General features: G+C 60.3%; 21 protein-coding genes. 14 read left to right on the top strand and 7 right to left on the bottom strand.

The genetic code is table 11. From position 1 onward, the window contains the following. The first annotated feature begins 36 nt into the window (after positions 1 to 36). Complete coding sequence (locus VWZ81_RS05965; RefSeq protein WP_416542303.1) at positions 37 to 1,248, top strand: RsmB/NOP family class I SAM-dependent RNA methyltransferase; 1,212 nt, start codon at positions 37 to 39, stop codon at positions 1,246 to 1,248. A gap of 93 nt (positions 1,249 to 1,341) precedes the next feature. Further along, positions 1,342 to 3,651 carry an ATP-binding protein gene (locus tag VWZ81_RS05960; RefSeq protein ID WP_340545533.1) on the top strand — a complete coding sequence of 770 codons (2,310 nt, stop codon included), beginning with the start codon at positions 1,342 to 1,344 and terminating at the stop codon, positions 3,649 to 3,651. 64 nt (positions 3,652 to 3,715) lie between these two features. Here the strand turns inward: VWZ81_RS05960 and VWZ81_RS05955 are convergent, their stop codons facing one another. Then, positions 3,716 to 4,309, bottom strand: coding sequence for a gamma-glutamyl kinase (locus tag VWZ81_RS05955; RefSeq protein ID WP_340545534.1), 594 nt, complete (start codon positions 4,307 to 4,309; stop codon positions 3,716 to 3,718). A 204-nt stretch (positions 4,310 to 4,513) separates the two neighbouring features. Between VWZ81_RS05955 and recA the strand changes: the two genes are divergently transcribed. From recA to VWZ81_RS05940, 3 genes are all read left to right on the top strand, one after another. Continuing rightward, positions 4,514 to 5,581 carry a recombinase RecA gene (recA, locus tag VWZ81_RS05950; RefSeq protein ID WP_340545535.1) on the top strand — a complete coding sequence of 356 codons (1,068 nt, stop codon included), beginning with the start codon at positions 4,514 to 4,516 and terminating at the stop codon, positions 5,579 to 5,581. Positions 5,582 to 5,804: 223 nt separating this feature from the next. Then, a complete protein-coding gene (gene alaS, locus VWZ81_RS05945) occupies positions 5,805 to 8,456 on the top strand; it encodes an alanine--tRNA ligase (RefSeq protein WP_416542302.1) in 2,652 nt (883 codons plus the stop codon). Positions 8,457 to 8,533: 77 nt separating this feature from the next. After that, positions 8,534 to 8,821: a DUF1330 domain-containing protein gene (locus tag VWZ81_RS05940; protein ID WP_340545537.1), complete on the top strand. Its 288-nt coding sequence runs from the start codon at positions 8,534 to 8,536 to the stop codon at positions 8,819 to 8,821. Positions 8,822 to 8,929: 108 nt separating this feature from the next. On the opposite strand, the gene VWZ81_RS05935 is transcribed toward VWZ81_RS05940, so the two are convergent. The 6 genes from VWZ81_RS05935 to VWZ81_RS05910 all read right to left on the bottom strand — a co-directional run bounded on the left by VWZ81_RS05935 (position 8,930) and on the right by VWZ81_RS05910 (position 14,057). Next, positions 8,930 to 9,511 (bottom strand): VOC family protein, encoded by a 582-nt coding sequence (locus tag VWZ81_RS05935; RefSeq protein WP_416535950.1) that lies wholly within the window; start codon positions 9,509 to 9,511, stop codon positions 8,930 to 8,932. A 118-nt stretch (positions 9,512 to 9,629) separates the two neighbouring features. Beyond that, the gene (gene typA, locus VWZ81_RS05930; RefSeq protein WP_340545539.1) at positions 9,630 to 11,450 is read right to left on the bottom strand and encodes a translational GTPase TypA; all 1,821 of its coding nucleotides are present in this window, start codon (positions 11,448 to 11,450) and stop codon (positions 9,630 to 9,632) included. A gap of 147 nt (positions 11,451 to 11,597) precedes the next feature. Next, positions 11,598 to 11,933 carry a DMT family transporter gene (locus VWZ81_RS05925; protein ID WP_340545540.1) on the bottom strand — a complete coding sequence of 112 codons (336 nt, stop codon included), beginning with the start codon at positions 11,931 to 11,933 and terminating at the stop codon, positions 11,598 to 11,600. Between the two features lie 57 nt (positions 11,934 to 11,990). Beyond that, positions 11,991 to 13,163 carry an HD domain-containing protein gene (locus tag VWZ81_RS05920; protein WP_416535949.1) on the bottom strand — a complete coding sequence of 391 codons (1,173 nt, stop codon included), beginning with the start codon at positions 13,161 to 13,163 and terminating at the stop codon, positions 11,991 to 11,993. Continuing rightward, positions 13,156 to 13,404 (bottom strand): hypothetical protein, encoded by a 249-nt coding sequence (locus VWZ81_RS05915; RefSeq protein ID WP_416535948.1) that lies wholly within the window; start codon positions 13,402 to 13,404, stop codon positions 13,156 to 13,158. The genes VWZ81_RS05920 and VWZ81_RS05915 overlap by 8 nt, the downstream gene beginning before the upstream one ends. Beyond that, the gene (locus VWZ81_RS05910; RefSeq protein WP_340545543.1) at positions 13,404 to 14,057 is read right to left on the bottom strand and encodes an alpha/beta hydrolase; all 654 of its coding nucleotides are present in this window, start codon (positions 14,055 to 14,057) and stop codon (positions 13,404 to 13,406) included. The genes VWZ81_RS05915 and VWZ81_RS05910 overlap by 1 nt, the downstream gene beginning before the upstream one ends. A 188-nt stretch (positions 14,058 to 14,245) precedes the next feature. On the opposite strand from VWZ81_RS05910, the gene VWZ81_RS05905 reads away from it, so the two are divergent. From VWZ81_RS05905 to VWZ81_RS05865, 9 genes are all read left to right on the top strand, one after another. Further along, entirely contained in the window at positions 14,246 to 14,704 is a 459-nt protein-coding gene (locus VWZ81_RS05905; protein ID WP_340545544.1) for an Rrf2 family transcriptional regulator, read from the top strand. A 122-nt stretch (positions 14,705 to 14,826) separates the two neighbouring features. Further along, positions 14,827 to 15,870: a cysteine desulfurase family protein gene (locus VWZ81_RS05900; protein ID WP_416542301.1), complete on the top strand. Its 1,044-nt coding sequence runs from the start codon at positions 14,827 to 14,829 to the stop codon at positions 15,868 to 15,870. A 15-nt stretch (positions 15,871 to 15,885) separates the two neighbouring features. Continuing rightward, the gene (sufB, locus tag VWZ81_RS05895; RefSeq protein WP_340545546.1) at positions 15,886 to 17,409 is read left to right on the top strand and encodes a Fe-S cluster assembly protein SufB; all 1,524 of its coding nucleotides are present in this window, start codon (positions 15,886 to 15,888) and stop codon (positions 17,407 to 17,409) included. 38 nt (positions 17,410 to 17,447) lie between these two features. Further along, on the top strand, positions 17,448 to 17,762 hold the full coding sequence (locus tag VWZ81_RS05890; RefSeq protein ID WP_340545547.1) for a YbjQ family protein: 315 nt from the start codon (positions 17,448 to 17,450) through the stop codon (positions 17,760 to 17,762). A 67-nt stretch (positions 17,763 to 17,829) separates the two neighbouring features. Continuing rightward, positions 17,830 to 18,585 carry a Fe-S cluster assembly ATPase SufC gene (gene sufC, locus VWZ81_RS05885; protein WP_340545548.1) on the top strand — a complete coding sequence of 252 codons (756 nt, stop codon included), beginning with the start codon at positions 17,830 to 17,832 and terminating at the stop codon, positions 18,583 to 18,585. Further along, entirely contained in the window at positions 18,586 to 19,866 is a 1,281-nt protein-coding gene (gene sufD / locus VWZ81_RS05880) for a Fe-S cluster assembly protein SufD (RefSeq protein ID WP_416542300.1), read from the top strand. It begins immediately after the preceding gene. Then, on the top strand, positions 19,866 to 20,351 hold the full coding sequence (locus VWZ81_RS05875; RefSeq protein WP_340545550.1) for a YIP1 family protein: 486 nt from the start codon (positions 19,866 to 19,868) through the stop codon (positions 20,349 to 20,351). The genes sufD and VWZ81_RS05875 overlap by 1 nt, the downstream gene beginning before the upstream one ends. After that, positions 20,348 to 20,929 carry a YIP1 family protein gene (locus VWZ81_RS05870; RefSeq protein WP_340545551.1) on the top strand — a complete coding sequence of 194 codons (582 nt, stop codon included), beginning with the start codon at positions 20,348 to 20,350 and terminating at the stop codon, positions 20,927 to 20,929. Before VWZ81_RS05875 ends, VWZ81_RS05870 begins: the two co-directional genes overlap by 4 nt. After that, complete coding sequence (locus VWZ81_RS05865) at positions 20,922 to 22,142, top strand: cysteine desulfurase (RefSeq protein WP_416540183.1); 1,221 nt, start codon at positions 20,922 to 20,924, stop codon at positions 22,140 to 22,142. The genes VWZ81_RS05870 and VWZ81_RS05865 overlap by 8 nt, the downstream gene beginning before the upstream one ends. Positions 22,143 to 22,249: the final 107 nt, after the last annotated feature.

Raw genomic sequence — 22,249 nt, 5'->3', positions numbered from 1 at the left:
CGCCATGACCAACCGCCATCACCCAGAGGCCGGGGTATGACCCCGGCTGCCCGCCGTCAGGCCGCGATTGAGATCCTTGATCAGATCCTGACGGGACAGCCTGCCGAGAAAGAACTGACGGCCTGGGCGCGGCGGAGCCGGTTTGCGGGGTCCAAGGACCGGGCAGCGGTGCGGGATCATGTTTTTGACGCGCTGCGCAGCCTGCGGTCCTATGCAGCCCTTGGTGGTGGCGGTGGTGCTGCACCCGTCTCTGACGGCAATGCGACCGGTCGACAGCTGATGCTGGGGGCTCTGCGCGCAGAAGAGGTTGATCCGGCCGATATCTTCACCGGCGTGGGCCACGCACCGGCGCCGCTGGACGCCGCCGAACAGGCGCTGTTGCAGACCGCGCCGCAGATGGGGCAGGCTGAAGAGCTGAACATGCCCGACTGGCTCTGGCCTGCATTTGAAGCCAGCCTTGGCAGCGCCGCCGAGACTGCGGCACGCGCATTGCAGGAGCGGGCCCCGGTGCATCTGCGCGTCAAGCGCAGCCATCCTGATCAGGCCGCAGCGATTGCGCGGCTGGCGGAAGAGGGCATCCTTGCTGAACCACATCCGGCGGCGGCCACGGCCCTCTGTGTGACCGAAGGCGCTCGCAAGCTGCGCAACAGCGATGCCTACACAAACGGATTGGTCGAGTTGCAGGACGCCGCAAGCCAGGCGGTGATCGAAGCACTGCCGCTGGCGGATGGCCTGCGCGTCCTTGATTTCTGCGCAGGCGGCGGCGGCAAGAGCCTGGCCATGGCGGCCCGGGCCAGTCTGGATGTCTTTGCCCATGACATCGCGCCTCAGCGGATGAAGGATCTCCCGACCCGTGCTGCGCGTGCCGGAGCCGCCATCACGTTGCTCGCGCCCGGTGACGTGGAAGCCCGCGCGCCCTTTGATCTGGTGCTCTGCGACGCGCCCTGTTCCGGCTCCGGCTCATGGCGGCGTGCGCCCGAGGGCAAGTGGCGGCTCACGCAGGAGAAACTGGATGAGCTCTGCGGGATCCAGGCGCAGATCCTCAGCGATGCCAGCCAGTTGGTCGGCGCTGGCGGTGTGCTGGCCTATGCAACCTGCTCGATGCTGGATGTGGAAAACCGCGCGCAGGTGGATCGGTTTCTGGCCGAGAACCCGGGCTGGCAGTTGCAACAGGATCACGGCTGGCAGGTCCACAATGGAACCGACGGTTTCTATGTTGCCGTGATGGTCCGTTTGGGCGACGATTGACCACGCTATATGCAAGCCATACGCTGCATTCTTAACGCAGTTTTAACTTAATTCGTCTCGATATAAGCAGATCAATTCATCGAGGGAGCCGCAATGAACGGTCGCCAAGCTTCACCCGTTCCCCAATTGCGCGTCTACACGCCAGAACACGCTCGTCTGGCGGCGGTCTTGCTGTTGTCGGCCATGGTCATCACGGCGCCCTGGCTGCTACAGACCCCGGACTGGATCACCCGCGGGCTGGTCACGGTTGGCCTGACGCTGATTGCGGTGGCCCTGATGATGCTGATACAGGCCCGCACACGTCTGCGCGCACGGGCGGTGGCGACAGCGCTTCTTACCGGCTTTATCGACAAGGATGCGACCGCAACCTTCGTTTGTGACGATGACGGCATGATCCATGCTTCGAACGGGGCCGCGCGCAAGCGTTTTGCCGATGTTGATACCGAAACGCTGGCAGGGACGCTGCGGTCCATCCTGGCCAATCCCTCGGCCGTGCTCTTTCGGATGCAGAGCCGCGCGCGTGTCGATGGCGCGGCGCGCGAGGATATCGTGACACGACGCGGCCATGTGCGGCTGGCGGTCCATCAGATGCAGGGCGGCAGCTTCCTGTGGCGGGTCGAAGAAATCACCGATCGTCCGACAACCAGCCGTGGCGCCGATGCGGTGCCGATCCCGATGCTGACCATTGGCCGGACCGGCGCCGTCCTGTTCATGAATGAAGCCGCGCGCAGCCTGATCGGGGAACGGGTCAAATCCACTGATCGTCTCTTCCCCTCGCTGCCGGTGCTGTCCGGGCAGATCAACACGATGAGCACCAAAAGCGGGCTGATCGAGGTTCTGGTCTGCGAGAAGAACCGCAGCCAGGGGCGGAGCGAACTGTATTTTCTGCAGCTGGATGCCAGCGAAGCTTCGGTCGGTCAGGCCTCGCTCGAGAGCTTGCCGGTGCCCTTCGTCAAGGTGGACCCCAAGGGAACATTGCTATCGGCGAATAAGATGGGGATGCACCTGCTTGGTATCAGCTCCTGCGGCAACCTGAATATCGGCCAGCTGATGGATGGACTTGGCCGTCCGATGTCGGACTGGCTGCGCGATACCGCCGAGGGCCAGGCCTCGCATAAATCCGAATTCCTGCGTCTCACCCGCCGTGACAAGGAAGTCTTTGTTCAGGTGACACTCACCCGTGTGATCGAAGAGGGTGAGACCGTTCTGATTGCGGTCTTGAACGATGCCACCGAGCTGAAGACGCTTGAGGCGCAGTTCGTTCAAAGCCAGAAGATGCAGGCGATTGGTCAGTTGGCCGGCGGTGTGGCGCATGATTTCAACAACCTGCTGACAGCCATCTCCGGGCATTGCGACCTGCTGCTGCTGCGGCACGATCAGGGCGACCAGGATTTCGGCGACCTGATCCAGATCCACGAGAATGCCAACCGCGCGGCCGCCCTGGTCAGCCAGCTCCTGGCCTTCTCACGCAAACAGACGCTGCAGCCCGAAGTGCTGGATGTTCGCGATACCCTGTCGGATCTGACCCATCTTCTGAATCGCTTGGTTGGTGAGAAGGTGACATTGACGCTCAGCCATGATCCGGTGATGCGGTCGATCCGCGCGGACAAACGGCAGCTGGAGCAGGTGCTGATGAACCTGGTCGTGAACGCACGTGATGCGATGCCACAGGGCGGCGAGATCCGTATCGAGACCGAAGCGGTGGTTCTGGATGAACCGCTGGAGCGCAACCGTGCGGTGGTTCCCGCCGGTGACTGGGTCACTGTCAAAGTCTCCGACGAGGGGGTCGGTATCGCGCCGGATAAGCTGCAGAAGGTGTTCGAGCCCTTTTATACCACCAAACGGACAGGTGAGGGGACCGGTCTGGGTCTCTCAACCGCCTATGGGATCATCAAACAGACGGGCGGCTACATCTTTGTCGACTCGATAAAGGATCAAGGGACTCAGTTCACGCTGTTCTTCCCTGTCAACACGCAGCCCGAACCAGAAGCCACAGTCACCGTGAACCCAGCTGCCAAACCGGTTGCGGCACAGCACGGCGAGGGGGTTGTTCTGCTGGTCGAAGACGAAGCGCCGGTGCGGGCCTTTGCCTCCCGGGCTCTGCGGATGCGCGGCTATACGGTTCTCGAAGCCGAATCCGCTGAGGACGCGCTGCGCACACTCGAAGATCCGGGTCTGACCGTTGATGTCTTTGTCACCGATGTGGTGATGCCGGGAATGGATGGGCCGAGTTGGGTGCGTGAGGCGCTGAAGACACGGCCCGACACCCGCGTCGTCTTTGTCTCGGGCTACGCCGAGGGGGCCTTTGGCGAGGCAGAGCCGTCGGTGCCGAACTCGGTGTTCTTGCCCAAACCCTTCTCGCTGAACCAGCTGACCGAAACCGTCCATGAGCAGCTACACTAGGCAGTCCCCCCGGAGCGGCCTGGGGTGGCGTCTGCCGCCCCTTTTGGCCGGTCGCCCGCGTGTCTTAGGTCAGGCTGTCATAAAGGTCGAACTCCGCCGCGCGTTTACGTCGGACAATCTCCAGCGCTGCCTCGCTTGGGCGTAACTGCGCTTTCGGGCTGACATTCAGTCTGGGCAGGTCGATGCGGGTCTGTAGCCGCTCCTGTAGAAATGACTGCAGAGTCTCTGGGGCCTCGTAGCGAAACAGATGAGTGACCGCGCAGCCATTGGGCTGCGGCTCGAGGAATTTCGCCTGGCTGCCGACGTCGGCATGGGCTGGCGGCTTGCCCTTGCAGGCGTCTCGCAGAAAATCGTCAAAACTGATGGTTTGGGTGCTGTTGGGATGATCGCGCAGATCGTCGCGCTGACGAAACCGGTACCAGCTGCCCAGCCAGCTGACAGGTTCACGCATGACGGCAATCAGCTCCATCTCCGCGTCACAGACCTTTGCCAGCATCGGGCGAATCCAGCGATTGTAGCGATAGACCGGCGCATGTTTCAGCTGCGGCGGATTGGCAAACACCATGTCGGCACGGCTGGCCAGAGCGGCGTGATAAGCGGTTGTCCCGGTTTTGGGCACGCTCAGCAGAGCCAGCCGTTCCTTGAAAAAGATGAGCATAGCGTGAAATTTCCGCAGCAAATGATCGGTGTCTCCCTTGGATAACACTCTCTTAACCCTCTTGGCCACCAGATCGGTATGGGAGTGATCATGTAAGATTTCCGTTGCAATGTTCTCTTTTTGATCTCATATAGAACAAGGGGCGAACAAAGCAGTGATTGCCGCCCGGTCGCGGGTGTGACACATAGAAAGGGACAAGGGACTATGGCGGATCTTTTGACCATGAAAGACAATAAGAAGAGCGGCGACAAACAAAAGGCGCTGGACAGCGCTCTGGCGCAGATTGAGCGGCAGTTTGGCAAAGGCTCGATCATGAAGCTGGGCGATGGTAATCCCCTGGCCGAGATTGAGGCCTCTTCAACGGGATCGTTGGGGCTGGACATTGCGCTTGGCATTGGCGGTTTGCCGATGGGCCGCATTATCGAGATTTACGGTCCCGAAAGCTCGGGCAAGACAACACTGACTCTGCACTGCATTGCAGAGCAGCAGAAGAACGGTGGCGTCTGCGCCTTTGTGGATGCGGAACATGCGCTGGACCCGCAATATGCGGCGAAACTGGGCGTTGACCTTGATGAGCTGCTGATCTCGCAGCCCGACACCGGCGAACAGGCCCTGGAAATCACGGACACTCTGGTGCGGTCCGGCGCGGTGAACATGGTGATCGTGGACTCCGTGGCAGCCCTCACTCCGAAATCGGAGCTGGAAGGCGACATGGGCGACAGCAATGTGGGCGTCCAGGCTCGCCTGATGAGCCAGGCGATGCGCAAGCTGACCGGCTCCATCAGCCGCTCCAAATGTATGGTGATCTTCATCAACCAGATCCGCATGAAGATCGGTGTGATGTTCGGCTCGCCGGAAACTACGACCGGTGGTAACGCACTGAAATTCTACTCCTCGGTGCGTCTGGACATCCGCCGCATCGGCGCGATCAAGGACCGTGACGAGGTGGTCGGCAACGCAACCCGCGTCAAGGTCGTGAAGAACAAGGTGGCGCCTCCGTTCAAACAGGTTGAATTCGACATCATGTATGGCGAAGGCATCTCCAAGATGGGCGAACTGCTGGATCTGGGCGTAGCGGCTGGTGTTGTCGCGAAATCCGGGGCCTGGTTCTCCTATGGCGATGAACGGATCGGGCAGGGGCGTGAAAACGCCAAGACATACCTGCGGGAGAACCCCCATATCGCCTATGATATCGAGGATAAGATCCGCGCGGCGCACGGGCTGGAGTTCCACCGTCCTGACGGCGCCGATGACGATATTCTGGAAGCCTGACACAAGGCTGATGACGCCTCTTGCCGGGTGATGAAAAGGGCAGCGGTTGCTCGATAAACATCGGTGCAGGCTGAAAATCTGATCAAATCAGGGCGTGGATCACTCCGCGCCCTTTTTCATGCGGGTTTCACGGCGCCTTTCCGCACCGCAGCGCTGGACAGGCTCACTGGGGCCGGATACATCTTCCCGAACCGCTGAGACAGCCAGCCGAGAGATCCCGATTATGCCGACGCTCAATGATATTCGCTCCACCTTCCTGAACTACTTTGCCAAACAGGGGCATGAGGTGGTTGACTCCAGCCCTCTGGTGCCCCGCAACGACCCGACCCTGATGTTCACCAACTCGGGCATGGTGCAGTTCAAGAACTGCTTTACCGGCGTGGAAACCCGCGACTACAAGCGCGCGACCACAGCGCAGAAATGCGTGCGCGCCGGCGGCAAGCACAACGACCTCGACAACGTCGGGTATACCGCGCGCCACCACACGTTTTTCGAGATGCTCGGCAACTTCTCCTTTGGCGATTATTTCAAGCATGAAGCGATCCCCTTTGCTTGGGAGCTGATCACCAAGGAATTCGATATTCCGAAGGACCGGCTCTACACCACCGTCTATCACACCGATGACGAAGCCTTTGAGATCTGGAAAAAGATGGGTGTGCCGGAGGAGCGGATCATCCGCATCGCGACCTCTGACAACTTCTGGCAGATGGGCGACACCGGTCCCTGCGGTCCCTGCACCGAGATCTTCTACGACCACGGCGACCACATCTGGGGCGGCCCTCCGGGCTCGCCGGAGGAAGACGGCGATCGTTTCATCGAGATCTGGAACCTCGTGTTCATGCAGAACGAGAAATTCGCCGATGGCTCAATGGTCGATCTTGAGATGCAGTCCATCGACACCGGTATGGGTTTGGAGCGGATCGCGGCGTTGCTGCAGGGCACCCATGACAACTATGAAACGGATCTGTTCAAGTCGCTGATCGAGGCGTCCGCGAACGCGACGAACACCGACCCATTCGGGGATCACAACGTGCATCACCGGGTGATCGCGGACCACCTGCGCTCCTGCTCCTTCCTGATTGCCGAAGGCGTGCTGCCGTCGAACGAAGGTCGCGGTTACGTGCTGCGCCGGATCATGCGCCGGGCGATGCGTCACGCCTCGCTTCTGGGCGCCACCGATCCGGTGATGCACAAGCTGGTGCCGTCGCTGGTGCAGAAGATGGGTGCCGCCTATCCTGAGCTTGGCCAAGGCCAGGCGCTGATCGAAGAGACCTTCGAGCAGGAGGAAACCCGCTTCCTCAAAACCCTGGACCGTGGCCTGAAACTGCTGGACGAAGCCTCGGTCGATCTGGGCCAGGGCGACGTTCTGCCGGGGGAGACCGCGTTCAAGCTCTATGACACTTATGGCTTCCCGCTCGACCTCACTCAGGACGCCCTGCGCGCCAAGGAGATCGAGGTCGATACCGATGGCTTCGATGCGGCGATGAAGGAGCAGAAGGAGAAATCCCGTGCCGGCGGCATCGGTCTTGGCGAAGCGGCGGATGTGAAGGTCTATTTCGACATTGTTGACGCAGTCGGTGCCACCGACTTTCTGGGTTATGAGACCGAGAAGGCTGAAGGCCAGATCATGGCCATGGTCAAGGACGGTGCTCAGCTCCAAACCGCCGCTATGGGCGACACGGTGCAGATCATCCTGAACCAGACGCCGTTCTACGGTGAAAGCGGCGGTCAGGTTGGCGACAGTGGCGTCCTGACCGTTGAGGGCGGTGCAGCCCGCATCACCGACACCAAGAAAGTTGAGGGGCTGTTCCTGCACATCGCCGAGGTGACCGAGGGTGACGTCGCCGTCGGGCAGGGTGCTGCGATGGAAGTGGATCACGACCGCCGCAGCAAGATCCGCGCCAACCACTCGGCCACCCACCTGCTGCACGAGGCGCTGCGCAACGCGCTTGGCGAGCATGTCGCGCAGAAGGGCTCGCTCAATGCTGCGGACCGGCTGCGCTTCGACTTCAGCCATAACAAGGCGATGAGCGCAGAGGAACTGACCAAAGTCGGCGCCGAGGTGAACGATTTCATTCGTCAGAACACGCCGGTATCGACCCGGATCATGACCCCGGATGATGCGCGCGCGCTGGGTGCACAGGCGCTGTTTGGCGAGAAATACGGCGAAGAGGTCCGCGTTGTCTCCATGGGCCGCGCAGCGACGGGTAAGGGTCAGGACGGCGATACCTATTCGATTGAGCTGTGCGGCGGCACCCATGTGAAGCAGACCGGTGACATCGGCACCTTTGTCATTCTGGGCGATAGCGCCTCCTCAGCCGGCGTGCGCCGGATCGAGGCGCTGACCGGTGCGGCAGCGGTGCAGCATCTGGAGCGTGAAGCAGGCCGTATGGCCGAGGTTGCAGGCGTCCTGAAGGCCCAGCCGGCCGAAGTCATGGACCGCCTGAAAGCCTTGATGGATGAACGCAAGGCGTTGCAGAACGAGGTGTCCCAGCTGAAACAGCAGGTCGCCATGGGCGGCGGCGCGGCAGGCGGATCCGCAACCAAGGAAATCGGCGGTAAAACCTTCCTCGGGCAGGCGCTGGAAGGCGTCTCTGGCAAGGATCTTCGCGGGTTGATAGATGCCCACAAGCAAAAGATCGGCTCAGGCGTGATCCTGTTGATTGCCAATGATGACGGCAAGGTCGCGGTCGCCGCGGGTGTCACCGACGATCTGACCGGCGAGATCTCTGCCGTAGATGTGCTGAAAGCGGCGGTTCCGGCTGTTGGCGGCAAGGGTGGCGGTGGTCGTCCCGATATGGCGCAGGGAGGCGGCAAGGATTTCTCCGGCGCCGAAGAGGCGATCAAGGCGGCCGAGGCTTTGCTGGCAGGCTGACCAACTGGTCAAAAAACCTTGGTCTTTCCGGTAATCTGCCTAAGCTGCCGGGAAGATCATCACCAAAGGAGGCTCAGATGCCCGCACTCTGGATTGCGCATGTTACCGTCACCGATGCCGAGGCCTACGGCAAATACGCCGAGCTGGCGGGACCGGCCGTTGCCAAACACGGAGGGCAGTTCATTGCCCGTGGCGGTCGGTTTGTACAGCTGGAAGGCAAGGAACGCCCGCGCAATGTGGTAGCCCGCTTTCCCAGCGTCGATGCGGCGGTGGATTGCTACAACAGCCCAGAATACCAAGAGGCGCTGAGCCATGCACGCGACGCCTCCGAGCGGGAGCTGATGGTGGTCGAAATCACCGAATGAGCGCAACATGGCTGCGCGTCGGATCCCCTAAGGGACGATGCCTCCAGGAACGATGAAAGAGCGGCTTCTGGCCGCTCTTTTTTCATTTGCGCCAGCCCGGCCGGTCGATCAATAGGGATCGCGTGGCGCGCGGTTATCCGACAGCGAGGGCTGGCGCTGCTGAACAAGCTGCTCAATCGCCTCGGCCAGATGGATCTCCTGAATATGGGCGTCCCCTGCGGCCACCCGGACACGATGGGCGGTGATCATCACATCGGCGTGGGAGCATCCCATTGGCGGTTCGAACTTATAGCAGGCAAGCTCGATCAGAAGCCCCATCGGGTCCTTGAAGTAGATCGAATCCATAAATCCCCGATCCTTTGGTCCTGAATGCCCGATGCCGCGTTCGTCCAGCCGCTCGACCGCCTGGGCAAATGTCGCCTTTGAGACGTTGAAAGCCAGATGATGGACGCATCCCGGCTCCGTCGGGGTGCGGCGGCGGTCAGCTGTACGGCGCTTGTTGGTGAAGACGGTGATCAGGCGCCCATCGCCGGGATCAAAATAGAGATGCCCCTCGTCCGGGTCATCCAGATTGGGTTGGTCAAAGATGAAGGGCATCCCAAGGACACCTTCCCAGAAATCAATGGATGTCTGCCGGTCAGCGCCGGTCAAGGTGATGTGGTGGACGCCTTGAACCTGTAGCTTGCGCATGCTGTCTCTCCCTGGTTAAACGCCTGATTTTGCAAAGGGTAGCACGCAGGCGGCAGATAGCAAAAAGGCCGCCCATATTGCCGGGCGGCCTTTGTTTTTTCCAGCTGAACTGTCAGGATCAGGCGTTGGCGCGGGCCATCCGCTTGCGCTCATGCGGATCCAGGTAGCGTTTGCGCAGACGCACGGAGTTCGGGGTTACCTCTACCAGCTCGTCATCGTCGATATAGGCAATCGCCTCTTCCAGCGAGAGCTTCATCGGCGTGGTCAGACGTACGGCATCATCGGTGCCGGAGGCGCGGACGTTGGTCAGCTTCTTGCCCTTCAGCGGGTTCACTTCCAGATCATTGTCGCGGCTGTGCTCGCCGATGATCATGCCGGTGTAGACGTCTTCCTGTGCACCGATCATCATCTTGCCGCGCTCTTCGAGGTTCCACAGGGCGTAGGCCACCGAGGTGCCGTTCTCCATGGAGATCAGAACACCAGCGCGACGGCCGGGAATGGACCCTTTGTGCGGGGTCCAGCCGTGGAACACACGGTTCAGAACGCCGGTGCCGCGGGTGTCGGTCAGAAACTCGCCGTGATAGCCGATCAGACCGCGTGAGGGGACATGCGCGATGATGCGGGTCTTGCCAGCGCCTGCGGGCTTCATCTCGACCAGTTCACCTTTGCGGTGGCCGGTGAGTTTCTCGATCACAACGCCGGAGTATTCATCGTCAACGTCGATGGTGGCCTCTTCGACGGGCTCCATGCGAACGCCGTCTTCTTCCTTGAACAGAACCTGCGGGCGCGAGATCGACAGCTCGAAGCCTTCGCGGCGCATGTTTTCGATCAGAACACCCATCTGAAGTTCGCCGCGACCGGCCACCTCAAACGCTTCACCACCGGGGGTGTCGGAGATCTGGATCGCGACGTTGGATTCTGCTTCCTTCATCAGGCGATCACGGATCACACGGGACTGAACCTTTTTGCCATCGCGACCGGCCAGCGGGCTGTCGTTGATGCCAAAGGTCACGGTGATGGTCGGCGGATCAATCGGCTGGGCGGGCAGCGCTTCGGTCACCGAAGTATCCACCAGCGAGTCGGCGACGGTGGCCTTGGTCATCCCCGCGATGGAGACGATATCGCCGGCCTCCGCCACGTCGATGGCCTGCTGACCGAGGCCACGGAACGCCAGCACTTTTGTGCAGCGGAAATTCTCGATCAGCTCACCGTCACGGCTCAGCGCCTTGAGGCTGTCGCCAGCCTTCAGGGTGCCGGATTCAACGCGACCGGTCAGAATACGGCCCATGAACGGATCCGCGCCCAGCGTGGTTGCCAGCATACGGAAAGGCTCGCCTTTTTGCTCGATCTGCTTTGGGGCAGGGACGTGTTTGACGATCAGGTCAAACAGCGCAGAAAGATCCTTGCGCGGGCCGTCCAGCTCCATGTCGGCCCAACCGGCGCGACCGGAGGCATACATGGACGGGAAATCCAGCTGATCATCATCTGCACCAAGGTTGGCAAAGAGGTCGAAACACTGATCCAGCGCGCGGTCAGGCTCGCCGTCGGGCTTGTCGACCTTGTTCACAACCACGATCGGGCGCAGACCAAGGGCCAGCGCCTTGGAGGTCACGAATTTGGTCTGCGGCATCGGGCCTTCGGCGGCGTCAACCAGCAGCACCACCCCGTCGACCATCGACAGGATCCGCTCGACCTCGCCGCCGAAATCGGCGTGGCCGGGAGTGTCGACGATGTTGATCCGGGTGCCATTCCACTCCACCGAAGTGGCCTTGGCCAGAATTGTGATGCCCCGCTCGCGTTCCAGATCGTTGCTGTCCATGGCGCGTTCCGCCACAGCCTGGTTTTCGCGGAAGGCGCCGGATTGTTTCAGAAGCTCATCAACCAGGGTGGTTTTCCCGTGATCCACGTGAGCAATGATCGCAATGTTGCGCAGGTCCATGACGTCAGCCTTTGTAAGGAAGTTGACGCGCGCATAGCGTGATCGTTGGCCAAAGACCAGAGGAAATACATCTTTTTGCGCGCGCAGGGGCGATCCGGTGGGTCGTCCAGCGGTGTGCGGCTATTCGGTGACGCGCCGGTTGCGCCGTCAGTGGCCGGTTGTGCTGGAGAACAGATGGATCACCAGAATCCCGGCAAGGATCAACAGCAGCCCCAGAACCGCTGGCAAATCAAGCCGTTGGCCAAAGACGACCCAGCCAATGATGGCGATGAGGAAAATCCCGAGGCCGGACCAGATCGCGTAGACAATCCCGACCGGCATGTGGCGCAGCGTCAGGGCCATCAGATAGAAGGCCAGCCCGTAGCCGACCACCACCAGCAATGACGGGCCAAGCCGGGTGAATTGCTGACTGGCCTGTAGCGCAGTGGTGCCAATGGTCTCTGCCGCAACCGCCAGCACAAGATAGAGATAATGGAGTGGCATGATCAGGCCTCCGCTGAGGATGGGCTGCGCGCGGAACCAGCCCGCGCAGCGCCGGGGTCAGGCGCTGGTATTTTCGGCAAACCATGGAGCGACAGCGGCGCGCACATGGTCCCAGACCGCCGGTGCCCCACGGGCGACCTTGTGGCCGACACGGGCCTCCAGTTGCTCCAGCGTGACATTATACGCGCGCCAGCTGCCGCCGCCTGACATCAGGTTCAGCAGCACAGGCTGTACCCGGTCAATCGCCTTGGCATAGATCGCTTCGGGGCTTTCGGCGGCTTCGAATTCCGTCCAGATACGGTGAAAGACCTCGCCCTGCGCGGCGGGCAACAGGCCGAAAATCCGTTCTGCGGCGGCTTGTTCATTGGCGGCAATCGCGGCCTGTTCAGCCTCCGACAGGGTTGCGTGGATCGGCACATCGCCCGCGTCGATCTCCACGATGTCATGCAGCATCAGCATCTGCAGCACCCTGGCCATGTCGACGGGCGCGTGGCTGTGCTGGGCCAGCACCCAGGCATAGAGCATGATATGCCAGCTGTGCTCGGCCGAGTTTTCGCGGCGGCTGCCATCGGCAAGCGTCGTTGCCCGCAGGACCGTCTTCAGTCCGTCGACCTCATTTAGGAAGCTGAGAGGTGCGGTGAGCGCATCCTGTGGCTGCAAGCCTTCCAGGCGGGCGACGGCGTGGTGAAATACCTCGGGAAAGGCGTCCTGTAGGGCCGCAGCGCGTCCGCCAAAGAGATTGCCGCGCACCACCTCGATATGTGCCGCAGGCACGTCTTCGTTGTAGAGCGTCTGGAAAATCGGCTGGCAGTGGTCAATCCGCTTTGCCCATTGGGCGTCAGGTGTCTGGCTAGCCTCGAACTCGCGCCAGAGCCCATGCAGAAATGCTGATTGATCGGCTGGCAGGAGCGAGAACAGCCGGGTCGCGGCCACCGCTTCGGCGCTGGCAACCGCCTCCCAGTCGACATCCCCATCAATCGGGTGATCGCCTGCGTCGATCTCGACGAGATCATGCAGCAAAAGCATCTGTACAACCCGTTCAACCGAGACATCAGCAGGCGCAAACGGGGCCAGCACCAGCGCATAAACCGCCAGGTGCCAGCTATGTTCGGCGGAGTTTTCGCAGCGTGAGCCATCCAGGATCAGGTTTTGACGCTCCACGCGGCGCAGCTTGTCCGCCTCCAGCAAGAAACGGAACTGGCTGGCAAGCCGCGTCGATTGGTCAGTCATTCTCTGGGGCCCTGGATGCGATCTTGGCCTTGGCGGCGCTGATCTTGCTGTTGAGAAAGGCACGCGCTTTGCGCTCGGCAAGGCGGACCCGCATTTCAGTGAGGAAGGCTTCCTCAAGCGACTGAGACGCTGCCCCCAGAACCTCGCTCACCTCCATGTAAAGGCGCTCTTCGCCAGTGGCGTCCTGAACCTTCAGCGTGTCGGCGGCCAGTTTCTGGGCCAGCGTCTCGATCGTGCTCATCAGCGGGAGCTTTCTGTCAGCCGCCGTTTCACATAGTCGGAGACATTGCTGATCATCGGATCCATATAGGGGTCCTGGAAGAAGTGATCGGCGCCTTCAACTTCGGTATGGGTTATGGTGATCCCCTTCTGCTCGTGCAGCTTGTTCACCAGGTTTACCGTATCGGCGGGCGGCGCCACGCGGTCTGCGGTGCCATTGATGATCAGACCCGAGGAGGGGCAGGGCGCCAGAAACGAGAAGTCATACATATTGGCTGGCGGTGCCACCGAGATGAAGCCGGTGATTTCCGGGCGGCGCATCAACAGCTGCATACCGATCCAGGCCCCAAAGGAAAAACCGGCGACCCAGCAATGTTTGGAGTTGTTGTTCATCGACTGGAGGTAATCCAGCGCCGATGCCGCGTCGGACAATTCGCCAACACCCTGATCATATTCGCCCTGCGACCGGCCAACGCCGCGGAAATTGAACCGCAGAACCGTAAAGCCCATGTTGTAGAACGCATAATGCAGATTGTAGACGACCTTGTTGTTCATCGTGCCGCCGAACTGCGGATGCGGATGCAGAACGATGGCAATCGGGGCGTCTTTTTCTTTTTGCGGGTGATAGCGGCCTTCCAGGCGGCCTTCGGGTCCGGGAAAAATGACCTCAGGCATGGGTGGGTGGATCCTACTCTTATTTTCGGGGATGCCGACTGGAATACTTGACGAATTCCGTAAGGCACCTTAGAACGGTTCTAATTGATGGCAGAGGTCAAGTTTCGCTGCCGTCTCGCTGAGATACGCATTGCAGCGTTCAAGGTCAATCTTTTCGCTGTGCCGCCAGGGTCGGAGGATTTGAAAATATGAAACTTTCGACCAAGGGACGCTATGCAATGGTGGCGCTGGCAGATATCGCCTTGCAGCCGGAGGGCAGCCTGGTGGTGTTGGGCGATATCTCCAAACGTCAGGATATTTCGCTGCCCTATCTGGAGCAGCTGTTTGTGAAACTGCGTCGGAGCGGGCTTGTAGTCTCTGTGCGCGGTCCGGGTGGGGGTTACCGTCTTGCGCATCCGCCCTCTGACATTCGCATCGTCGATGTGCTGAGCGCAGTTGATGAAACGGTTGATGCGATGCACAAGGGAGCAGGCGCATCCGGTGCCTTGTCCGGGAGTCGCGCGCAATCGCTGACCAACCGCCTCTGGGAAGGGCTGAGCGCCCATGTCTATGTGTTCCTGCATCAGACCCGCCTGTCTGACGTGATCAAGAACGATCTGGCGCCATGTCCGGCGGTGCCCAGCCTGTTTGCGGTGGTCGACGACTGACGGCCCGAGATATCCGCCCCTCTAACCCCGGCGCGGCCTGCGCTGTTTCGTAGATTTAAGAACGCCCTCGTTACAGCATCCTGATGGGTGCGAGGGACAAGACAGAAGGATCCGCACCGCCGATGTCGCGTGTCTATCTTGACCATAACGCCACCACGCCGCTTTGCGATGCTGCAAAGGCCGCGATGGTTGCCGCGATGGAGGTTTGCGGAAATCCTTCTTCCGTTCACGCCGAAGGCCGTGCCGCCAAGGCGCTGGTTGAACGCGCGCGGGCGCAGATCGCCTCGGCTTTTGGGGCGGATGGTGCTGATATCGTGTTCACCTCCGGGTCGACAGAAGGGGCCGCGCTGGCAATGAGCGGCCGCGATCTGCATGGTGCAGCAGTTGAGCATGACGCCGTAAGATCCTGGTCTATCGAGGATTTGCAGGTTTCACCTGTTGGCGCTGTTGCGGTGATTGATCCGCAGCGCTCCTCCGTTCAATTGGCCAATTCTGAAACCGGCGTCATCCAGAAGCTGCCCGAAGGGCTGGCGGTGACCGATGCGACGCAGGCCTTCGGCAAGCTGCCTGTCGCCTTCAATTGGATGGGGGCCACGATGGCGCTGATCTCGGCGCATAAACTGGGCGGGCCAAAGGGCGTGGGCGCGGTGGTCCTGAAACGGGGAACCGATCTGGCGGCGCAGATCACCGGCGGCGGTCAGGAGATGGGGCGTCGCTCCGGCACGGAAAATGTCGTAGGGATCGCGGGGTTCGGAGCGGCCGCGGAAGCTGCGGCAAGCGCGCTGGCGGATGGTGTCTGGGAACGTGTGACAGAGCTGCGCGACACAATGGAGGCCGCCCTTGCAGCGGGCAGCCCTGACACTATTTTTGTTGGGACATCAGCGGCGCGCCTGCCCAATACCAGTTGTTTTGCCACGCCGGGCTGGAAGGGCGAAACCCAGGTCATGCAGATGGATCTGGCCGGATTTGCCATTAGTGCCGGCAGCGCCTGTTCCAGCGGCAAGGTCCGCGCCAGCGCGGTGCTCACCGCCATGGGATATGACGAGTTAACCGCCCAGAGCGCCGTGCGCGTCTCGCTTGGGCCGAACACAACAGAAACGGATGTGCTGCGCTTTGCCGAAAGCTGGTGCGCCAAACAAAAGAAACATCGCGCCCGGGTGGCGTGAGTGCAGGAGATGACCATGACAGCATTGGATGATGTTCAGGTAAAAGAAGGCGTTGACCAGGAAACGGTCGATGCGGTCCGCGAGGTGGGCGGCGCCTATAAATACGGTTGGGAAACCGATATCGAGATGGAATACGCGCCCAAGGGCCTGACCACCGATATCGTGCGGCTGATCTCGGAAAAGAACGAGGAGCCGGAATGGATGCTGAACTGGCGGCTTGAGGCCTATGATCGCTGGCTTCAGAAGGAAGAGCCGACCTGGGCCATGGTGGATTACCCGGAAATCGATTTCCAGGACCAGTATTACTATGCCCGTCCGAAATCGATGGAGGTGAAGCCGAAATCGCTGGATGAGGTCGACCCAAAACTGCTCGCTACCTACGAAAAGCTCGGTATCCCTTTGAAAGAACAGATGATCCTTGCAGGCGTCGAGGGGGCTGAAAACATGCCCGCCGAAGGTCGCAAGGTCGCAGTTGACGCGGTGTTCGACTCCGTTTCGGTCGGCACCACCTTCCAGGCCGAACTGAAAAAGGCAGGCGTCATCTTCTGCTCGATCTCCGAAGCGATCCGCGAACACCCTGAGCTGGTAAAGAAATACCTCGGCACCGTGGTTCCGGTCTCCGATAACTTCTATGCCACGCTGAACTCCGCGGTATTCTCTGACGGCTCCTTTGTCTATGTGCCGCCGGGTGTGCGCTGCCCGATGGAACTGTCGACCTATTTCCGCATCAACGCGGAAAACACCGGTCAGTTCGAGCGCACCCTGATCATTGCCGATAAAGGCAGCTATGTCAGCTACTTGGAAGGCTGTACTGCACCGGCCCGAGATATCGCGCAGCTGCACGCAGCCGTCGTGGAGATCATCATCGAAGAAGACGCCGAGGTGAAATATTCCACCGTCCAGAACTGGTATCCCGGTGATGAGAACGGCAAGGGTGGCATCTACAACTTCGTGACCAAACGCGCCGACTGCCGCGGCGACCGTGCCAAGGTGATGTGGACCCAGGTGGAAACCGGTTCTGCCGTGACCTGGAAATACCCCTCATGCATTCTGCGCGGCGAGGAAAGCCAGGGCGAATTCTACTCGATCGCCATCGCCAACAACATGCAGCAGGCCGATACCGGCACCAAGATGATCCATCTGGGCAAAAACACGAAATCCCGCATCGTGTCCAAGGGGATCTCTGCCGGCAAGGCGCAGAACACCTATCGCGGGCTGGTGTCGATGCACCCGAAGGCGAAGAACTCGCGCAACTACACCCAGTGCGACAGCTTGCTAATCGGTGACAAATGCGGGGCGCACACGGTTCCCTATATCGAGGTCAAGAACAACTCCTCCCGCGTGGAGCATGAGGCGACCACCTCCAAGGTGGATGACGACCAGCTGTTCTACTGCCGCCAGCGCGGCATGGACGAGGAAGAGGCCGTGGCCCTGGTGGTGAACGGCTTCTGCAAGGACGTGCTGCAGGCGCTGCCGATGGAGTTCGCCATGGAAGCGCAGCAGCTGGTTGCGATCTCGCTGGAAGGGTCTGTCGGGTAATGGCAGGCCCTTGGGCATCATCGCGAGGAAACAATAAAATGATCATCACAACCACCAACTCCGTCGAAGGCTACCAGATCGCCGAATACAAGGGCATCGTGGTGGGCGAGGCGATCATGGGCGCCAATGTGGTGCGCGATGTCTTTGCCTCGATCACAGACATCGTCGGCGGCCGCTCCGGTGCCTATGAAAGCAAGCTGCAGGACGCGCGCGAGACCGCGCTGGCAGAGTTGGAGGACCGCGCCCGGGCCAAGGGGGCAAATGCGGTTGTCGGCGTCGACCTCGATTACGAGGTGGTAGGCCAGTCCATGTTGATGGTCTCTGCCAGTGGAACAGCCGTAGTGATCGGCTAAGGAATTCGCCCTTCGGGGCACAGAAACAACCGGGGCGATGCTCCGAAGAGATATAAACGAGGAAAAAATGCTCGAAATCAAAAACCTGCACGTCAAACTTGAAGAAGAGGACAAACAGATCCTCAAAGGTGTCAACCTGACCGTTGAGGCTGGCAAGGTACATGCCATCATGGGGCCGAACGGCTCTGGCAAATCGACCCTCTCTTATGTGCTGTCCGGTCGCGATGGCTATGAGGTCACCGACGGGGCGGCGACGCTGGCTGGCGAAGATCTGCTGGACATGGAGCCGGAAGAGCGCGCCGCCGCAGGTGTGTTCCTCGCGTTCCAATACCCGGTCGAGATCCCAGGTGTCGGCAATATGACCTTCCTGCGCACTGCCGTAAACGCGCAGCGCAAGGCGCGTGGCGAAGACGAGCTGAGCGCCTCCGACTTTCTGAAGGAAGTGCGGGCCAAGGCAAAGACCCTGAAAATCGACGCCGATATGCTGAAGCGCCCGGTCAACGTCGGCTTCTCCGGCGGCGAGAAAAAGCGTAACGAAATCCTACAGATGGCGATGCTTGAGCCAAAGATGTGCATCCTCGATGAGACCGATTCCGGTCTGGATGTCGATGCGATGAAACTGGTTGCCGAAGGTGTGAACGCCCTGCGCGACGAAGGCCGCGGCTTCTTGGTGATCACCCATTACCAGCGCCTGCTGGACCACATCAAACCCGACGTCGTTCACATCATGGCAGACGGCCGCATCGTAAAAACCGGCGGTCCCGAGCTGGCGCTGGAAGTCGAAAACAACGGGTATGCCGATATTCTGGCAGAGGGTGTGTAAATGGCCGCTCCTGAAAGAAAACAAAGCGAAACCGAGGCACGGTTGGCGGCGCTGACCATGCCGGAGGGGGGCTGTCTGGCGGAGGCGCGCCATGCGGCGTTGTCGCGGGTTCAGACACTGGGCCTGCCGAACCGCCGCGATGAATACTGGAAATACACCCGCCCGGACACGCTGACCGCCGCCGTGGCACCAAAGGCCGCAGTTTTTGATGCTGGCGAAGCACCGATGTTCAACGAATTTGATCGCATCAAGATCGTGTTCGTTGACGGTGTCTTTGATGCCGATGCCTCTGACGATCTGTCGCTGGAGGGCATCAGCATTGATCGCATCGCCGATATCTGTGACAAAGATATCCATTGGGCCAAGGACTTGTACGGCGTTCTTGAAGCGCGCGGACAGACGCCTGTTGCCCGCCCTCTGGCGGCGCTGAACACCGCATTTGCCAGCGATGGTGTCGCCATCCGTGTGACCGGCAGCCCGTCCAAACCGGTCAATCTGATCTACCGTCACGCGGCAGAAGAGTCAGACGCCATCCTGCATCACGTGATCCGTGTTGAAAGCGGGGCATCAGCGACCATTCTGGAAAACGGCCCGGCTGCATCTCGGTTCAACAAATGTATGGAAATCGACGTTGCCGACGGCGGGTCTCTGCATCTGGTGCGGGCGCAGGGGCGTGATCATGAGCGCCGGGCTGCAACGCATCTGTTTGCACGCCTCGGTACTGAATCCGTGTTCAAGGCATTCACCCTCACTGTAAACGGCGTGCTGACGCGCAATGAGGCGGTGATTGAACTGACCGGCGATGATGCGGTCGCGCATATCGCAGGCGCCTGTGTCGGTGATGGTGATTTCCACCACGATGACACCGTCTTCATCACCCATGATGCGGTGAACTGTGAGAGCCGCCAGGTTTTCAAGAAGGTTCTGCGCAACGGGGCAACCGGTGTTTTCCAGGGCAAGATCCTTGTCAAAGAGGGCGCGCAAAAGACTGATGGATATCAGATTTCTCAGTCTCTTCTGCTGGATGACGACAGCCAGTTTCTGGCCAAACCCGAGCTGGAAATCTACGCCGATGACGTGGCCTGTTCACATGGCTCCACCTCAGGCGCAATTGACGAGGAGGGCCTGTTCTACCTGCGGTCGCGCGGCATTCCTCAGGCTGAAGCAACCGATCTCATGACCCTTGCCTTCCTTGCTGAAGCAGTTGAGGAGATCGAAGACGCCGATATTGCGGCAAGCGTTGTGGACCGGCTGGAAGGCTGGCTGGCCCGGCGCCGCTGATGTCCGTCAGTCAGGACATCGTTGCCACCTACAGGGGGCCGCGCAGGGTTTATGCGCGGCGTCTTGCCATGGGGTTGCGTGAAGATCGGCTGCTGGCCATGCTCATGGCCGGCTGCGCTCTGGCGTTCATTGCTCAGATGCCAGCTCGGGCTCGTGAGGCGCATCTGAGCGGGCAGGAGCTGAACATGCTGCTGGGCGGCTCGCTGCTGGCGCTGATCTTCATTGCGCCGCTGCTCCTCTACGGGGTGGCCTTTCTGGCGCATGGCGTCGCGCGGATCTTTGGCGGCTCTGGCGACAGCGCGCAGGCACGTCTGGCCTTGTTCTGGGCGTTCCTCGCGGCTGGTCCGCTGATGCTTTTGAACGGGCTTGTCGCGGGATTCATCGGCCCGGGGCTGGAGCTAAATCTGGTTGGTGGGCTGTGGTTTGTGCTGTTCCTGTGGTTCTGGGGCAGCGGGATGGTTCAGGCGTATTGGGGCAAAGAATGATCCCTTATCAGTCACTTGCGGGCCTTACCTTCAGCGCTCCCACAGCGGCGGCGCGGGTTCTTCTGTCTGTTGACTGGCCGCGCCGGGTGCTTGTTCTTGCCTTGCTGTTGACGGCGGTTGTCAACACGATGATCCTTCAGCTCGCCGATCTGATCCTTCCGGGCAACATCGCGGTACTGGCCGCCATTCAACCCCTGTACTATGCTGGTGCGGTTTTTGCGCTGCATCTGGCCGTGACGGCGCTTCTGACCTGGACCGGTCGCTGGATTGGCGGCAAGGCGGAGTTCAGCGATATTCTGGCGGTCAATGTCTGGCTGAATGCCGTACAGATCGCGCTTTTGGTGGCAGTGATGCTGCTGCATCTGGTGCTGCCGCTGGCGGCATCCTTGATCGCCTTGCTCGCGAATTTCATGATGCTGGCAATCTTTCTGCTGTTTATCAAGGAAGCGCATCAGTTTACATCCATCTGGCGGGCCATCGGCTCGGTTCTGATGTCGGCGGTTTTGATCGTCATTCTTCTCTCTCTGCTTTTGGGGGCGCAGGCCCCGGCACTACTGGGGCTTCCCGACCATGTATGACGTCCAAAAAATCCGCGCCGATTTTCCCATCCTGTCTCGTCAGGTGAATGGCAAACCGCTGACCTATCTGGACAATGGCGCATCTGCACAGAAGCCCCAGGTTGTAATTGACGCAATTACGCGCGCCTATTCTGAGGAATACTCAAACGTTCACAGAGGGTTGCATTATCTTTCTAATCTAGCGACCGAGAAATACGAAAGCGTTCGGGGCACCATTGCAAGGTTCCTGAATGCGGGCGACGAAAATACCATCGTCATGAACTCAGGGACCACGGAGGGGATCAACACGATCGCCTACGGCTGGGCCATGCCGCAGCTTCAGGCCGGGGATGAGATCATTCTCAGCGTGATGGAGCATCACGCAAATATCGTTCCCTGGCATTTCCTGCGTGAACGTCAGGGCGTGGTTCTGAAATGGGTGGAGACAGCAGCCGACGGAAGCCTCGATCCGCAGGCCGTGCTGGACGCCATCGGTCCAAAGACAAAGCTTATTGCTGTTACCCAATGTTCCAATGTGTTGGGCACCATCGTTGATGTGAAAACCATCTGCCATGAGGCCCGCCAGCGCGGCGTTGCGGTTCTGGTTGATGGCTCGCAGGGGGCGGTTCATCTGCCCGTGGATGTGCAGGATATGGGCTGTGATTTCTATGCGATTACCGGTCATAAGCTCTACGGGCCGTCCTCCTCCGGTGCCATCTACATTCGCCCGGAGCGCATGGCTGAAATGCGCCCCTTCATGGGTGGCGGCGACATGATCAAGGAGGTTGCCCGCGATCAGGTGATCTACAATGACGCTCCGATGAAATTCGAGGCCGGCACGCCCGGCATCGTACAGATGATCGGACTGGGTGTTGCGCTGGATTACATGATGGCTATCGGCATGGAGAATATCGCAGCCCATGAGGCGGCGATCACCGCCTATGCCAGCGAACGGCTGAACGGTCTGAACTGGGTCAATATCCAAGGTCAAGCCGCTGACAAGGCTGCTATTTTCAGCTTCACCCTGGAAGGCGCGGCACATGCACATGACATCTCGACCATTCTCGACAAGAAGGGTGTCGCGGTACGCGCAGGACAACATTGCGCCGGACCGCTGATGGATCACCTCGGCGTTGCGGCGACCTGTCGTGCGTCCTTTGCCATGTATAACACCAAGGACGAGGTCGACGTGCTGATCGACGCCCTGGAACTGGCCCACGATCTATTTGCCTAACAGCGATCTGGTGGTCTGACTGACATAGAGATTTCGATTTTCTAATGTAGCCGTAGCAGTTGATCCGCCCGGTCCTGGGCCGGGTGATACATCGAAGTCTATGTGTG

Source organism: Phaeobacter sp. JH20_34, from assembly GCF_048056095.1.
Taxonomy (GTDB): Bacteria; Pseudomonadota; Alphaproteobacteria; order Rhodobacterales; family Rhodobacteraceae; genus Phaeobacter; species Phaeobacter bryozoorum.
Note: the sequence above shows the minus strand (reverse complement) of the source record. Positions and strands in the feature narration are given on the sequence as shown.

What these genes read in the sequence shown, in the direction of transcription:
- VWZ81_RS05965 (WP_416542303.1), top strand. Translation starts at nt 37, where the DNA reads ATGACCCCGGCTGCCCGCCGTCAGGCCGCGATTGAGATCCTTGATCAG.
- VWZ81_RS05960 (WP_340545533.1), top strand. Translation starts at nt 1,342, where the DNA reads ATGAACGGTCGCCAAGCTTCACCCGTTCCCCAATTGCGCGTCTACACG.
- VWZ81_RS05955 (WP_340545534.1), bottom strand. Translation starts at nt 4,309, where the DNA reads ATGCTCATCTTTTTCAAGGAACGGCTGGCTCTGCTGAGCGTGCCCAAA.
- recA (WP_340545535.1), top strand. Translation starts at nt 4,514, where the DNA reads ATGGCGGATCTTTTGACCATGAAAGACAATAAGAAGAGCGGCGACAAA.
- alaS (WP_416542302.1), top strand. Translation starts at nt 5,805, where the DNA reads ATGCCGACGCTCAATGATATTCGCTCCACCTTCCTGAACTACTTTGCC.
- VWZ81_RS05940 (WP_340545537.1), top strand. Translation starts at nt 8,534, where the DNA reads ATGCCCGCACTCTGGATTGCGCATGTTACCGTCACCGATGCCGAGGCC.
- VWZ81_RS05935 (WP_416535950.1), bottom strand. Translation starts at nt 9,511, where the DNA reads ATGCGCAAGCTACAGGTTCAAGGCGTCCACCACATCACCTTGACCGGC.
- typA (WP_340545539.1), bottom strand. Translation starts at nt 11,450, where the DNA reads ATGGACCTGCGCAACATTGCGATCATTGCTCACGTGGATCACGGGAAA.
- VWZ81_RS05925 (WP_340545540.1), bottom strand. Translation starts at nt 11,933, where the DNA reads ATGCCACTCCATTATCTCTATCTTGTGCTGGCGGTTGCGGCAGAGACC.
- VWZ81_RS05920 (WP_416535949.1), bottom strand. Translation starts at nt 13,163, where the DNA reads ATGACTGACCAATCGACGCGGCTTGCCAGCCAGTTCCGTTTCTTGCTG.
- VWZ81_RS05915 (WP_416535948.1), bottom strand. Translation starts at nt 13,404, where the DNA reads ATGAGCACGATCGAGACGCTGGCCCAGAAACTGGCCGCCGACACGCTG.
- VWZ81_RS05910 (WP_340545543.1), bottom strand. Translation starts at nt 14,057, where the DNA reads ATGCCTGAGGTCATTTTTCCCGGACCCGAAGGCCGCCTGGAAGGCCGC.
- VWZ81_RS05905 (WP_340545544.1), top strand. Translation starts at nt 14,246, where the DNA reads ATGAAACTTTCGACCAAGGGACGCTATGCAATGGTGGCGCTGGCAGAT.
- VWZ81_RS05900 (WP_416542301.1), top strand. Translation starts at nt 14,827, where the DNA reads ATGTCGCGTGTCTATCTTGACCATAACGCCACCACGCCGCTTTGCGAT.
- sufB (WP_340545546.1), top strand. Translation starts at nt 15,886, where the DNA reads ATGACAGCATTGGATGATGTTCAGGTAAAAGAAGGCGTTGACCAGGAA.
- VWZ81_RS05890 (WP_340545547.1), top strand. Translation starts at nt 17,448, where the DNA reads ATGATCATCACAACCACCAACTCCGTCGAAGGCTACCAGATCGCCGAA.
- sufC (WP_340545548.1), top strand. Translation starts at nt 17,830, where the DNA reads ATGCTCGAAATCAAAAACCTGCACGTCAAACTTGAAGAAGAGGACAAA.
- sufD (WP_416542300.1), top strand. Translation starts at nt 18,586, where the DNA reads ATGGCCGCTCCTGAAAGAAAACAAAGCGAAACCGAGGCACGGTTGGCG.
- VWZ81_RS05875 (WP_340545550.1), top strand. Translation starts at nt 19,866, where the DNA reads ATGTCCGTCAGTCAGGACATCGTTGCCACCTACAGGGGGCCGCGCAGG.
- VWZ81_RS05870 (WP_340545551.1), top strand. Translation starts at nt 20,348, where the DNA reads ATGATCCCTTATCAGTCACTTGCGGGCCTTACCTTCAGCGCTCCCACA.
- VWZ81_RS05865 (WP_416540183.1), top strand. Translation starts at nt 20,922, where the DNA reads ATGTATGACGTCCAAAAAATCCGCGCCGATTTTCCCATCCTGTCTCGT.